A 13,075-nucleotide genomic window follows, 5' to 3' on the forward strand; every position below is an offset into this window, starting at 1 on the left:
AAACGATGACGATGAGGGCGGCGCGACTCCATGGACCCGGCGACTTGCGCGTCGAGAATATCGCCGCGCCAGGCGCTCCCGAGCCAGGCTGGGTGAAGCTGAGGGTCGATGCCGCAGGCATTTGCGGTTCCGATCTCCACAACTTCCGCACGGGCCAATGGATAAGCCGATCGCCTTCGACGGCCGGCCATGAGCTGACAGGCATTGTGATTGCCATCGGCGACGGTGTCGACACTGTCGCTCTTGGCGAACGAGTGGTCGCCGATTCCCGTTTCTGGTGTGGAGAGTGCGCGCAATGCCATGCAGGCAAGCGGCATCTTTGCACGTCGCTGGGCTTTCTCGGCGAGATATGCGACGGCGGATTTGCCGAACAGGCGGTCCTGCCCGCACGCCTGCTGCACGTCGTCGATGCCGTGCTTGACGAACGGGTCGCGGCGATGGCCGAGCCGCTGGCTGTAGCGTTGCACGCAGTGCGGCGTCTGCCGAAAACGGCCGGCTCCGTTCTTGTCGTCGGCTGCGGGACTATCGGCGGGCTTGCCGCACTGCTGCTTTCCCGGACATTCGCAGGTACCGTGCTCGTCGCCGATCGCAATCAGGGCCGCTGCGCCCGGGTGGCGAGGATCACCGGCGCCAGCATCGTCGACTTGAACCGGGACGCCATTGCCGCCGCCACCGCGGATGCCCCCTTGCTCGCTGCCGTCGAAGCAACCGGCAGCGTCGCAGCACTCGGCCAGTTGCTCGGCGTTCTCGATGCCGGCGGCACCGTTGCGATGGTCGGCATATTCCATGGGCGCCTCGACATCGATCCCAACATCTTGGTTGAACGCGAAATCGCATTGCTGGGATGCCACGCCTTTGCCGATGAGCTTCCCGACGCCATTCGGATGCTCGGCGAATTGACCGAGCCGATGGTCGAACTGATCGACCGCGAGATCGGCCTGGATGATATTCCCGCAGCCTATGAGCGGCTGTTGGCGGGGCAGGGCGATGGTTTGAAAACGATCATCCGGATGCGGTCTGCCGGGCGCGTGTGATTTCCGAACGTTGCCGGAAAGGATTTTTGAAATGATCACTTTGCCCGACACCGCCAGCCCTCTTTACGAGAAGGTCAAGGACTACATCCTGACGAACATCGGAACGGGCCGATGGAGCAAGGACCGGAAGCTGCCGTCCGAAAATGAATTCGTGGCGACACTCGGCGTGTCTCGGATGACGGTCCATCGTGCCTTGCGGGAGTTGACCTCTGCGGGTTTTCTGATCCGGCTCCAGGGCGTCGGCACATTCATCGCGCCACCTCGACCGCAATCCGCACTGATCGAGATCAACAACATCGCGGCGGAAATTGTCGCGCGGGGAAACAGGCATCGCTCCGAGGTTATCGTCCTCGAAAAGATCATGCCGACAAAGGAGCTCGCGCTTTCGTTCGAGTTTGCAAAGCGCGTGTCGGTCTATCATTCCATCGTCGTCAACTTCGAGAACGACCTGCCTGTGCAATTGGAAGAGCGCTTCGTCAACCCGGGCCTGATACCCGACTATGACAAGCAGGATTTTTCCAGGACAGCGACCTACGACTACCTCATGCAGAAAACCCCGGTGACGGAGGTCGAGCACATCATCTCGGCGACCCCTGCCGATGCCGAGACGGCGCGGTATCTGGGCATCGACGCCGGCAGCTGCTGCCTGTTTCTGCATCGCCGGACATGGACGGGCGCCGTCGTTGCCACGATCAGCAAGCTGACTTACGTTGGCAGCCGCTACTCGCTTGGCAGTCGGTATTCTCCGTCCAAAAAAACCTGATCGCAGTGGAGCGATTCAGAGTCGGAAAGAGGTGTCTAACTTGTATATGCATGTATGTATTTAGCCTTGACATCCGCTGTTGCTGACGTTGAAGTGTCGTCGCACTTCGGTTGAACTGACAGCTAAGATGCCGAGGCACGATGCCGCAAGAGCAGAAGCCCGCATTCTCACCAGGCCGGATGTTTGGCTCAAAAAAAGCGGCCTGATCATCAAGGGGAACAAGATGATGCGTAACCTAGCAGGACAATTTCGGGCACTCGTTATGGCTGCTGCCGTCGGGTTTGCCCCGGCGGTCTACGCGGCCGACACGACAATTCCGGCGACGCCTGAGGCAGGAACATTCAAGATCGGCATCGAGCCATGGCTTGGCTACGGCCAGTGGCACGTCGCCGAAGCCAAGGGTCTGTTCAAGGCAAACGGGCTGTCCGACGTGCAGATCGTGAACTTCGCCGAGGACAAGGACATCAACGCCGCCCTGGCGAGCGGCCAGCTCGATGCCGCCAACATCGCGACCCACACGGCTATGGGAATGGTTGCGGCCGGCCTGCCGGTGAAGATCGTGCTTCTGCTCGACGTCAGCATGACGGCAGACGCCATGATCGCCGGCAAGGACGTCGCCTCCGTCGCCGACCTCAAGGGCAAACAGGTGGCTTTCGAGGAAGGCACGACGAGCGACATCCTGCTCAAATACGCGCTCGCCAAGAATGGCATGTCCATCGCCGATGTCCAGCCGGTTCCAATGCCGGCGGCGGATGCCGGCAGCGCGTTGATCGCTGGCCAGGTTCCGGTCGCGGTTACCTATGAGCCTTATCTCACCGCGGCCAGGGCACAGAATAAGGACGTCAAGCTGCTCTTCACCGCAGGCGAAGATCCCGGCCTGATCAGTGACGTGTTCGTGGTGCGCGATGAGGTGATCAAGTCGCGTCCCGGCCAGGTGCTTGCCATGATCAAGACCTGGGATGCGGCCCTGAAGGCTTACAATGCCGACACGCCCGACGGCCGGGCGATCATCTCCAAGGCGGTCGGTTCGAGCGTCGAAGACCTCAACACCGCCTTTGATGGCGTGCGTTACTATACTCTCGCCGAAAACAAGGATGCGCTGACGGGCGAATTTTCCACCAAGACATTCGCCGATGTCGAGGCAGCCGCCAAGAACGCCGGGCTGCTTCAGGCGGACGTGACGCCGGAGCAGATGATCGACCCGTCATTCGTCAAGGCCGCGAAATGACGAGGGCCGGCTCGCGGTGGTGACGCAAATGTCCGAGCAGCGTGCGACCAAGCCAAGCCCGTCTCACGCAGCGCCGGGGCCGGTGATCAAACAGCCGATGCGCCGTCCCCGATCCTCGGGGATCGGCGCGCCCATCGCACGCTCGCGCTTCCTGATAATAGCGGTGGCGGTTTTTGCCGGCCTCGGCCTTGCCTGGTGGGCGGCAACAGGGCTGGGGCTGGTAAAGCCGATTTTCCTGCCCTCGCCGGGGAGCGTGGTGACCCAGCTCGGCAAGCTCTCGGGTGACGGCACGCTGTGGCTGGATCTCAGGACCTCGATATACCGTATTTCTGTTGGCTTCCTCATCGCCTCGGCATTGGCGATTCCGATTGGCGTGCTGATCGGCAGCTTCAGGACTTGGGAAGCGGCGATCGAGCCGCTTGTGGATTTCATCCGCTACATGCCGGTGGTCGCTTTCGTGCCCCTCTCCATCCTGTGGTCGGGGACCGGCGATGCCCAGAAGTTCCTGATCATCTTCATCGGCACCTTCTTCCAGCAGGTGCTGATGATCATGGACAATGTGAAGCGGGTTCCCGCTGATTTCATCGGCCTTGGCAGGACACTCGGCCTGCCGGATCGCAGCATCCTGACGCGCATCGTGGTTCCCAGCGCCTTGCCAGGCATCTGGGATACGTTACGCATCAGTCTCGGCTGGGCATGGACCTGGCTGGTGTTGGCGGAACTTGTCGCGGCGACATCAGGCCTCGGCTACCGCATCACCGTGTCCCAACGCTATTTCCAGACAAACACCATCATCGGCTACATCCTGCTGCTGGGCGTGCTTGGCCTCATTACCGACCAGGTCATGAAGGCACTGGGAAAAGTGCTGTTCCGGCAGGAGGGCCACGTGCAATGAGGCCGGGCCGATGAGTTTGCCCAAACTGCGGATCGAGGGTCTCCATAAGAGCTTCGGCACGGGCGCGCGGCGCACGGAAGTGCTGCGCGATATCAATCTCGATCTTGCCGACAACGAGTTCGTCTCGCTGGTGGGCACGTCGGGTTGCGGCAAGAGCACGCTGCTGTCGATCGTTGCCGGACTGCAGGATTTCGACGCGGGAGATCTTGCCATCGATGGCGCGCCGATCCTGCAGCCGGGCCTCGACCGCGGCGTCGTCTTTCAGTCCTACACCCTGCTTCCCTGGCTGACGGCGCAGCAGAACATCGAGTTCGCGCTCAAGGCCGCGGGTCATGATCGCGCGACCTGCCGCAGGATAGCACGCGAGCATCTCGATCTGGTCAAGCTCCCGCACAGCGCCAATCGCTATCCGTCTGAGCTTTCTGGCGGCATGAAGCAACGGGTGGCCATAGCGCGTGCCCTTTCCTATCGACCCAAAATGCTTCTGATGGACGAGCCCTTTGGCGCGCTCGATGCCCTGACCAGGCATCAGATGCAGGAACTCCTGACGCAGATCTGGGAGGAGCACAGGCTCACCGTGCTCTTCGTCACCCATGATGTGGAAGAAGCCGTCTACCTGTCGGACCGCATCGTCGTGATGGGGATCGGCCCGGGACGCATCATGCAGACCTTCAATGTCGACATCGAGCGCCCGCGCCGGGAAGAGGTCATGGAAACTCCGGCCTTCATGGATTTGCAGCGCAGCGTGCACAAGGCGATCCGCGAGGCCTCAAAACGTCCCGAAATGGTTTAGGCGAGCCACTCAATTACTTACAATCGGCGACCAGCGTTGCGCCCAATCTCGATATCGCGCCATCGCGATTCCTGACTAGAGGAGCCGCGATCGGCGGCTTTCTCCTCAACCTCGAAAAAAATTTGCAGGACAATGTCGATTTCCTAAACTCCGTTCGTCGTTTCGATGCCGGCCGGTGAGTCCGGCTCAACAAGGAGACAGACGATGCGTGTGATGGTGCTCGTGAAGGCTACCGAGGACAGCGAAAAGGGCTTTGTCCCCACGCCCGAGGCGAAGGAGGCGATGGAGGCGATGGGCAGGTTTAACGACGAGCTGCGCAATGCCGGCATCTTGCTCGACGCCGATGGCCTCAAGCCCTCCTCGCAGGGCAAGCGCGTTGCGTTCGATGGTCCCCGCCGGACGGTCATCGACGGGCCTTTCGCCGAGACCCGCGAACTGGTCGCCGGCTTTTGGCTCTGGGAAGTCAAGGACATGGACGAGGCGGTCGCCTGGGTGAAGCGCTGCCCCAATCCCATGCCCGGACCGAGCGAGATTGAAATCCGGCCGCTGTACGAGATGGCTGATTGGCAATGGGAATCTGACGCCGGAGGTCACGGAAATCCATGACCGGACGCGCGAGAAGCTTAGCGGCAACTGAACCTGTCGGCCGCAGCCTGCTTTGCCTTCGTTATGGCTTTGGCCGATAAGGCAGCATGACGGCAGGCGAGACGCAGCAGGCGATCGAGGCGATTTTTCGCATTGAACGAGCCCGGCTCATCGCGGGCCTGGCCCGCCTCGTGCGCAATGTCGATCTTGCAGAGGAACTGGTGCAGGACGCCCTGGTCATAGCCTTATCCGAATGGTCCAGGACCGGCGTTCCGGCCAATCCCGGCGCTTGGCTGATGACGGTCGCCAAACGCCGCGCCATCGACGCGATCCGTCGCGACAAGATGCGCGAGCGCAAGCATGAGGAGATCGCGCGGGAGCTGGACGGCGAGTACGACGGTACGGCCGAGGGAAACGAAATGGCCATGAACGACGATCTTGGCGACGAACTGCTGGGCCTCATCTTCACAGCCTGCCACCCCATACTTTCGGCCGACGCCCGCGCGGCCCTCACGCTGCGTGTCATCGGCGGCCTGACGACAGACGAGATCGCCCGTGCTTTCCTGTCGAGCGAGGTGACGATCGCCCAGCGCATCGTCCGCGCAAAGAGGACGATCGGAAAGGCCGGGCTCAGCTTCGAGGTGCCGCGCGGCGCCGAGCGTGCGGCGCGTCTGTCCTCGGTGCTGGAGGTCATCTATCTCATCTTCAATGAAGGCTATGCTGCCACGGCAGGCGACGACCTTGTCCGGCCGAGCCTGTGCCTGGAGGCACAACGGCTCGGCCGCATGCTGGCGGGGTTGATGGCCGAGGATGCCGAGGTGTTCGGCCTGCTGGCTCTGATGGAAATCCAGGCATCGCGCCTGCCGGCACGCATCGGGCCGGACGGCGCCCTCTTGACCCTGACCGAGCAAAACCGCGCGCGCTGGGACCAGCTGCTGATCCGCCGAGGCCTTGACGCGCTGGCCCGTGCCGAAGCCCTCGGGGGCGATGGCCCCTATTTGTTGCAGGCCGCGCTTGCAGCCTGTCACGCGCGGGCGCGCAGTCCGGCCGATACCGACTGGCCCCGTATCGCAGCGCTCTACGACCGGCTGCGTGCAGTGATGCCCTCGCCGGTGGTCGATCTCAATCGAGCGGTCGCCCACAGCATGGCCTTCGGGCCCGAAGCGGGCCTGCGGCTGGTAGACGAGATTGCCGACGCCGCCGCCTTGCGCAATTATGCGCCATTGCCGGCGGCGAGGGGCGATTTTCTGTTTCGGGCCGGCCGGCTGGCCGAGGCCCGCGCCGAATTCGAGGCTGCGGCCAAGCTCACCCGCAACGTGCGCGAAGCGGCCTTTCTCCTTGCCCGCGCAGACGCTTGTGGTTGACAGCATCGCTCTCCGTGCCCAACGCGCCGCTCGGCAACATCGAAAGCCGCCAGTTCGCTCCCGGCCAGCCCCCTTCAATGAGCGTGATCAGCTCGCAACGCGAAAGGGATTAACGATGCGCAAGCCTTCGTCGAGCGCCATTGCGTGCTGCATGTCCTCCGACCAAAGTGTATCGCAGCCAGCGTGCACCGCCGCGGAGGCGATCATCGCGTCATAGGTGGAAAGGCCGTACCGCTCGGCGAGCCTCAATCCTGTTTCGTGGGTCTCGAGCGTGAGAGGATGAACCGTCAACAGGCCGCGCAGCGTGGTCAGCAGCGCATGCGTGTCGTCCCATGACATTTGCATCTTCCGACGCGCGACATTGGTGAGTTCATTGAGAACCTGCACGCTGATCGCCCCGCCATCGGCGATGACCGCCTCGGCCCGATCAGCCTTCGCCGTGTCGCCTGACGCGATATAAAGAAGGACATTGGTATCGAAAAAACTAACGGGCATTTGCCTCGTCCCGATCGAATTTGAAGTCAGCGGGAAGCCGACCGCGGAAGGCGCGGAGACGCTTCAGCAACTCCTCACGCCCGGGCTTCCGCGCGACGCCAAGCTGGCGGGCGTCAGCGACATGGATTTCGATCTCATCGCCTTCCCTGAGTTCAAGCGCTTCGACCACAGCGGCGGGAAGGCGGACCGCAAGACTGTTTCCCCATTTGGCGACCTGCATGCCACTTCCTCTCTTAGATATACGCTGGAAGAAATGTATATCCACACGTCGTCAAGGTCAAGAATTGCAGCCAATCGGTTTATTCATTTTGGAGGAGAGGGCCTCGATCATGCCAGCAACTGCGTCGGCACGCCGAGAATCGGTCCTGCCTCGGCGAGCCGCTGGTCGAGGGTCCACACCGTGGCGCCATGCTCCGATGCCGTCGCGAGGTGCAGGGCGTCGCCAGCACGAAGCCCGAGGATATGCTGATCGGCGAATTTCGCGGCGACCCGAAAATGCCCGCCCGTCACCGGCAGCACGGTGAAGCTCTCAGCGACAAGCTTATTGAACATCGCGAGCGCTGCCGCGCGTTGCTCCAGGTCGATCTGTCCGGTCCGAAGCTTGATCGCCATGGCGGAGGACATCTCGGTGATGGTCCAGTCGCTGATCACAAGTTGCGCTGGGTCCTGCTCCGCCAGCCAGCCCTGAACACGCGCGGTCATGGCTTCGTTGGATAGCGCCGCGATGATCAGCGAAGTATCGAGATAGGACGTCAATAGCGATCGCCATCTCGCATCGATCGCACCAGATCGGTGGCAGCCTGAGCCTGCAGAGGCATGGTTGCGGTCAGGGATTGGAGCAGGACGGCGTCGATCCGTTTGCGAGGGCGGGCCACGGCCGTGAGCCTGGCGACCGGCTTGCCACGCCGGGTTATGTCGATCGAGTCTCCAGCCTCGACCCGGTCGACGAGCTCACTCAGATGTGCCTTGGCGTCCGCCAAATTGACCGCGTCCATCTCAGCTCCTGACCATGTAGATGGTCATGTAGCGTATAACGCGTGACAATTCCAGTGCAGAGCACGGCGAATAAGCAACTGGCTGCGTGAGCGAAGCAGGTGACCTGCAACGAGAATTATGCCGCTTCCCACTTGACTCATACATATCCCGGTAGCAATACATCGATCAATAGCCGAAGGGTTATCGATCCCAATGCCAAACGCTCACGATGTGCTCTTCAGAACGCTTGCCGATCCGACTCGGCGCGCTATTTTCGAGCGGCTGTGTCGCGAAGGAGAGCAGACGGTCGGGGCTCTGACGGCTCGGGCCGGAATCTCGCAACCGGCCGTGTCAAAACATCTCGGCGTTTTGAGGCAGGCCGGGCTCGTGCGCGACCGCCATGCAGGGCGACAGACCCATTATAGCGCGCAGCTTGCTGCGCTTGCCCCCCTGATTGACTGGACAAGCCAGATGACCGGGTTCTGGCAGAGCCGGTTCGACGACCTCGAAGACCTGCTCAAAAGGATGGACCAGTGAACCGAACGTCGACCGAAACGCTCTCCGTCGTTGTTGAACGGGAAATCGCTTATCCGCCCGAGAAGATCTGGCGCGCGCTCACGCAACCACACTTGATCGAGGAGTGGCTCATGAAAAATGACTTCAAACCTGTCGCGGACCACCGTTTCAATCTTCACGCAGACTGGGGCGCTGTCGAATGTCAGGTGCAGACGGTCGAGCCAAACAGAACACTGACTTACACGTGGGATACCAAGGATCTCAAGAGTGTCGTCTCCTGGACCCTCACCCCCACGAGCACCGGAGCCCGCTTGCGCATGGAACAGTCGGGCTTCCGGCCGGATCAGCAGCCTTACTTCCGGGGTGCCAAAGTCGGCTGGCCGAGGTTCTTTGACGACCTGGAGCAGGTTCTGGCGCGGACGGACTGAGATCCGCTGGGCTATCCAAGCAAGGGCTCTGTTACAGAGCGACATCACGAGGCGATAATGGAGGCAAGCCATTGAAGATCAAGTTGGCCAAAGTATACGTGGACGACCAGGAAAAGGCACTGGGCTTTTACACCGAAACGCTCGGCTTTACCAAGAAGGCCGATTTCAGCAATGGGCCGTTTCGCTGGCTGACCGTCGCATCACCCGACGAGCCGGACGGTGCCGAGCTGCAACTCGCGCTCAATGACAACCCCGCGGCCAAGGCCTACCAGCAAGCCATTTTCCAGCAGGGCCAGCCCGCGGTCATGTTCTTCACCGATAACGTCAAGGGCGACTACGAGCGCATAAAAGCGCGCGGCGCCGAGTTCACGATGCCGCCGACCGAAGTAACCGGCTCGACCATCGCCCAGCTGAACGACAACTTCGGCAATCTCGTTCAAATCACCCAACTGGCGCGCTGGTAAAGCTTGCGTTCAGTGGCGTGGCTGCCCGGCGGGAGTCGCCAAACGGGCCGCCCGATCCGCTTTGGTTCGTCTTCAGAGGAGGTCTCAATGGATTGGAACAAATGGGTTCGGCAGATCCACCGCTGGCTGTCGATTATCTTTGCGGCGGTCGTCGCCGCCATCTTCATCAGCCTGGGAGCAGGCAAGGAACCCGCCTACTGGGTATACCTCTTGCCGCTGTTTCCACTCGGCTTGCTCCTGCTTACCGGACTGTACATGTTCCTGCTGCCTTACGCTCCCAAGTGGCGCAACGCAGGGGGCACCGGCGCATTGGAGTGAACGCATGGCCAACAAGACGTCCATCAAGTCAGCGGCGGTCGCGAAGAAGCCCGCCGCCAAGCCTGCAGCCGCCAAGCCGGTCCTCCTCGCAGGCGGCAACCCGCAGATCCCGAAGGGTGATGGTGACGCTCCCGTGCAGGCCTACATCGCGGCCATGCCGGGCTGGAAACGCGACGTCGGCCGCCGCCTCGACGCACTCATCGAGCGCAACGTTCCCAACCTGCGCAAGGCCGTCAAATGGAACTCGCCCTTCTATGGCGTAGAGGGTCAAGGCTGGTTCCTCAACTTCCATTGCTTCACAAAGTACATCAAGCTGGCTTTCTTCCGCGGCACGTCGCTGCATCCTGTCCCTCCAGGCGAGTCCAAGCACAAGGACGTGCGCTACCTCCACATCCGCGAGGACGACCAGCTCGACGAAGCTCAACTCACCGACTGGGTAAAGCAAGCCAGCCAGTTGCCTGGCGAGCGAATGTGAGTGGAATGCGAGTCATTCCCGCAAACCCGGTGCTAGCGGTATTCATGTGACGGGCGAGCGGCAACAACCCTAGGGAAAGCGACAATGATGATGAAGAGTGGCTCTATGGAAGGAAATGCAGAGAGCTCTCCCTCTCAGCTGATAGATGCGAGGATCAGTGAGCTGGGCGATTGGCGAGGCAAGACGCTTTCCCATGTCCGCGCTCTCGTCAAGCAGGCTGACCCGGAAGTGGTCGAGGAGTGGAAGTGGCGAGGCGTTCCGGTGTGGTCGCACGCCGGAATAATCTGCACCGGCGAGACCTACAAGAACGTCGTGAAGGTGACCTTCGCAAAGGGCGCCTCCCTGCCGGATCCTTCAGGCCTGTTCAACTCCAGTCTCGAAGGCAACACCAGGCGCGCCATCGATATCCGTGAGGGCGAAGACATCGATGAGAATGCGTTCAAGGCGCTGATACGCGCTGCTGCCGCCCTGAACGCGGCCCGATAGTCAGCTCCGGCCGATATGGTCGGCTAGCGGGCCGAGAGCGGCGAGCAAAGCTTGGCCGGTGGCTTGCGTCGCGTTCTCATGCGGCGCGCGCAGGTTCAGCCAGCGTCTGTCGCCGGATCGTACCGCCAGCACTGCCTTCATCGCGGAGATGAGGCCGGCGTCCTGGATGATTTTGCGGAACGCCTTGATGACGGCATCCGCGTCAGTAATGTCCTCTCCCGCCAGCGCTGCGTCGTAGAGGGCCCGGATCGCTGCGGCATTCAGATTGACCGTCGCCGAGATGCACCCCGCAGCACCGTTGGCGAGGCCTTTCGTCAGCTGTGCTTCCGAGCTCGGGAACACCGCGACCCCTGGAGCTGCCGCAATGACCGCCGCGGTGTTGTTCCAATCGCCGGCGCTGTCCTTGTAAGCCACCACGACATCCGGAAACGCTTGGCTCAAGCGGGCGGTCAGCGCCGGGCTCACCGGTACGCCGGAATTCTGCGGGATGTGGTAGAGGATCATCCTCATCGCCGGGTTCGCCACCCGTTCGATCAGCTCGCCATAGTAGCGGGCCTGTCCGTTGTCGCCGGCGGCCGTATAGAAGAACGACGGCAGCACCATCACCCCGGCACAGCCGAGCCCGACGGCATGCGCCGTCAGCTCGACGGTCTCGGCAAGTGCTGTGACACCGGTGCCGGGCATCAGATGGCTTGGCGAAATGCCGGCCTCGACCAGCCACTCCAGCGCTTGCATGCGCTCGCGCAACGAGACGGACAAGGCCTCGCCCGTGGTGCCGAACGGCGACAGGAAATGCGCTCCCTGATCCAGCACCCATTTGGCGTGGGATATCCAGAGGTCGCGGGCGATGCGGCCGTCGTTTTCGAACGGCGTCAGGATCGGTGCGATGGTTCCTTGTGGGCGGATCATGTGCGTCCTTCTAAAGCCGGCATCAAAAATGTCGAGCAAGCTACATGAAGCAATGTTGCTGAGTACCGGCCGTTCGACCTCGAAAGCAAGCGGCTCGCGCATAGGCGCGCGATTGTGATCGGGCGGCGGTTCTGAGGCTCTCGAGGTATATCCTTGTCACGGGATAACGTCGTCTGGCCGAAAGGGGGGTGACAAACGAGTTCTGCTGTTTCATCAATGCCGCCTTTTGAGGAGAAGCCCATGCGGAGGATCGGTGTCGGCATTATCGGCTGCGGCAACATTTCGGATGCCTATCTGAAGGCATCGCCACAATTCCCGGTGCTCGACATTGTCGGCGTCGCCGACGTCAACCGGACGGCGGCCGAGGCCAAGGCAGCGGCCTACGGCCTGGCTGCCATGCCGGTCGACGCGCTGTTGGCCGATCCGCGCGTCGAGATCGTGCTCAACCTGACGACGCCGCAGCATCATGTGCCGGTCGGCCTGCAGGCTGTCGGGCATGGCAAGCACGTCTATTCCGAGAAGCCGCTGGCAACGACGCTCAGCGACGCCGAGCGGCTGGTCGCGGCCGCGCGCGAACAGGGCGTGCGCGTCGGCTGCGCACCCGACACCTTTCTTGGCGGCTCCCACCAGACGGCGCGGCGGCTGGTCGATGAGGATACGGCTGGGACCATTGTCGCCGGCTCTGCCTTCATGCAGGTGCCCGGCCACGAGCTCTGGCATCCCAATCCGGATTTCTACTATCAGCCCGGCGGTGGGCCGATGCTCGACATGGGACCGTACTATCTGACCTGCCTGGTCAATCTCCTGGGTCCGGTAAAATCCGTGACCGGGCAGGCGAAGTCATCCTACGCCACCCGCACCATCGGTTCTGGACCGCGCCAGGGCGAAACCATCCGGGTCGAGGTGCCGACCCATATTTCCGGCCTGCTCGCATTCGAGAATGGCGCCGCGGTCTCGATCACCACCAGCTTCGACGTCTGGAAGCATGAACACAATCACATCGAACTTTACGGAACCACGGGCTCGATGATCGTCTCCGATCCCAACCAGTTCCAGGGCGACATCAGGACCAGCCAGCGCAAGGGCGACTGGAAGGTGGCCAATCAGATCCATTCCTATGGCGACGGCAACTACCGGGGCCTCGGCCTTGCCGACATGGCGCAGGCGATCGTCTCCGGCAGGCAACACCGCGCCAGCCTCGATCTTTCCCTCCATGTCTTGGAAATCATGGAATCGATCATCTCTTCAGCAGAGATAGGCCAGCGTATCGACCTGAGATATGGCTGCGCCCGGCCGGCGCCGATGCAGGCCGACCTGCCTTTCGGAATTCTGGAATAGGGAATAATG

General features: G+C 61.9%; 19 protein-coding genes. 14 read left to right on the top strand and 5 right to left on the bottom strand.

Annotation, left to right across the window (positions count from 1 at the left end; genetic code table 11):
- The first annotated feature begins 11 nt into the window (after nt 1-11).
- From NKJ23_RS11000 to NKJ23_RS11030, 7 genes are all read left to right on the top strand, one after another.
- Nucleotides 12-1,034, top strand: a complete 1,023-nt coding sequence (locus tag NKJ23_RS11000; protein ID WP_352680319.1) for a zinc-dependent alcohol dehydrogenase — start codon at nt 12-14, stop codon at nt 1,032-1,034.
- 31 nt (nt 1,035-1,065) lie between these two features.
- Complete coding sequence (gene hutC / locus NKJ23_RS11005; protein WP_352680320.1) at nt 1,066-1,797, top strand: histidine utilization transcriptional repressor HutC; 732 nt, start codon at nt 1,066-1,068, stop codon at nt 1,795-1,797.
- A gap of 226 nt (nt 1,798-2,023) precedes the next feature.
- Nucleotides 2,024-3,025, top strand: coding sequence for an ABC transporter substrate-binding protein (locus NKJ23_RS11010; protein ID WP_352615287.1), 1,002 nt, complete (start codon nt 2,024-2,026; stop codon nt 3,023-3,025).
- A 97-nt stretch (nt 3,026-3,122) separates the two neighbouring features.
- Nucleotides 3,123-3,920 carry an ABC transporter permease gene (locus tag NKJ23_RS11015; RefSeq protein ID WP_352680443.1) on the top strand — a complete coding sequence of 266 codons (798 nt, stop codon included), beginning with the start codon at nt 3,123-3,125 and terminating at the stop codon, nt 3,918-3,920.
- A gap of 10 nt (nt 3,921-3,930) precedes the next feature.
- Nucleotides 3,931-4,713, top strand: coding sequence for an ABC transporter ATP-binding protein (locus NKJ23_RS11020; RefSeq protein ID WP_352451005.1), 783 nt, complete (start codon nt 3,931-3,933; stop codon nt 4,711-4,713).
- 204 nt (nt 4,714-4,917) lie between these two features.
- Nucleotides 4,918-5,319, top strand: coding sequence for a YciI family protein (locus tag NKJ23_RS11025; protein ID WP_051406115.1), 402 nt, complete (start codon nt 4,918-4,920; stop codon nt 5,317-5,319).
- A gap of 86 nt (nt 5,320-5,405) precedes the next feature.
- Nucleotides 5,406-6,662: an RNA polymerase sigma factor gene (locus NKJ23_RS11030; protein ID WP_352680321.1), complete on the top strand. Its 1,257-nt coding sequence runs from the start codon at nt 5,406-5,408 to the stop codon at nt 6,660-6,662.
- Between the two features lie 87 nt (nt 6,663-6,749).
- On the opposite strand, the gene NKJ23_RS11035 is transcribed toward NKJ23_RS11030, so the two are convergent.
- The 4 genes from NKJ23_RS11035 to NKJ23_RS11050 all read right to left on the bottom strand — a co-directional run bounded on the left by NKJ23_RS11035 (nt 6,750) and on the right by NKJ23_RS11050 (nt 8,152).
- The gene (locus NKJ23_RS11035) at nt 6,750-7,157 is read right to left on the bottom strand and encodes a PIN domain-containing protein (protein ID WP_352680322.1); all 408 of its coding nucleotides are present in this window, start codon (nt 7,155-7,157) and stop codon (nt 6,750-6,752) included.
- Complete coding sequence (locus tag NKJ23_RS11040) at nt 7,147-7,377, bottom strand: AbrB/MazE/SpoVT family DNA-binding domain-containing protein (protein WP_023676182.1); 231 nt, start codon at nt 7,375-7,377, stop codon at nt 7,147-7,149. Before NKJ23_RS11040 ends, NKJ23_RS11035 begins: the two co-directional genes overlap by 11 nt.
- Nucleotides 7,378-7,484: 107 nt before the next feature.
- A complete protein-coding gene (locus tag NKJ23_RS11045; RefSeq protein WP_352680323.1) occupies nt 7,485-7,913 on the bottom strand; it encodes a type II toxin-antitoxin system VapC family toxin in 429 nt (142 codons plus the stop codon).
- On the bottom strand, nt 7,910-8,152 hold the full coding sequence (locus NKJ23_RS11050) for a type II toxin-antitoxin system Phd/YefM family antitoxin (RefSeq protein ID WP_023676181.1): 243 nt from the start codon (nt 8,150-8,152) through the stop codon (nt 7,910-7,912). Before NKJ23_RS11050 ends, NKJ23_RS11045 begins: the two co-directional genes overlap by 4 nt.
- Nucleotides 8,153-8,345: 193 nt before the next feature.
- On the opposite strand from NKJ23_RS11050, the gene NKJ23_RS11055 reads away from it, so the two are divergent.
- From NKJ23_RS11055 to NKJ23_RS11080, 6 genes are all read left to right on the top strand, one after another.
- Nucleotides 8,346-8,669 (top strand): ArsR/SmtB family transcription factor, encoded by a 324-nt coding sequence (locus NKJ23_RS11055; RefSeq protein ID WP_352527080.1) that lies wholly within the window; start codon nt 8,346-8,348, stop codon nt 8,667-8,669.
- Complete coding sequence (locus NKJ23_RS11060) at nt 8,666-9,076, top strand: SRPBCC family protein (RefSeq protein WP_352473443.1); 411 nt, start codon at nt 8,666-8,668, stop codon at nt 9,074-9,076. Before NKJ23_RS11055 ends, NKJ23_RS11060 begins: the two co-directional genes overlap by 4 nt.
- A gap of 71 nt (nt 9,077-9,147) precedes the next feature.
- Nucleotides 9,148-9,540 (top strand): VOC family protein, encoded by a 393-nt coding sequence (locus NKJ23_RS11065; RefSeq protein WP_352680324.1) that lies wholly within the window; start codon nt 9,148-9,150, stop codon nt 9,538-9,540.
- An 87-nt stretch (nt 9,541-9,627) separates the two neighbouring features.
- Entirely contained in the window at nt 9,628-9,858 is a 231-nt protein-coding gene (locus NKJ23_RS11070) for a hypothetical protein (protein ID WP_352638899.1), read from the top strand.
- Nucleotides 9,859-9,862: 4 nt separating this feature from the next.
- Nucleotides 9,863-10,333 (top strand): DUF1801 domain-containing protein, encoded by a 471-nt coding sequence (locus NKJ23_RS11075; RefSeq protein WP_352680325.1) that lies wholly within the window; start codon nt 9,863-9,865, stop codon nt 10,331-10,333.
- Nucleotides 10,334-10,420: 87 nt separating this feature from the next.
- On the top strand, nt 10,421-10,819 hold the full coding sequence (locus NKJ23_RS11080) for a DUF1801 domain-containing protein (RefSeq protein WP_352680444.1): 399 nt from the start codon (nt 10,421-10,423) through the stop codon (nt 10,817-10,819).
- Here NKJ23_RS11080 and NKJ23_RS11085 read toward each other — a convergent pair whose 3' ends face one another.
- Complete coding sequence (locus NKJ23_RS11085) at nt 10,820-11,728, bottom strand: dihydrodipicolinate synthase family protein (protein WP_352680326.1); 909 nt, start codon at nt 11,726-11,728, stop codon at nt 10,820-10,822.
- 240 nt (nt 11,729-11,968) lie between these two features.
- On the opposite strand from NKJ23_RS11085, the gene NKJ23_RS11090 reads away from it, so the two are divergent.
- Entirely contained in the window at nt 11,969-13,066 is a 1,098-nt protein-coding gene (locus NKJ23_RS11090) for a Gfo/Idh/MocA family protein (protein WP_352680327.1), read from the top strand.
- Nucleotides 13,067-13,075: the final 9 nt, after the last annotated feature.

Origin of the sequence: Mesorhizobium sp. M0184 (assembly GCF_040322215.1) — a bacterium.
In the GTDB taxonomy this organism is placed as follows: Bacteria; Pseudomonadota; Alphaproteobacteria; order Rhizobiales; family Rhizobiaceae; genus Mesorhizobium.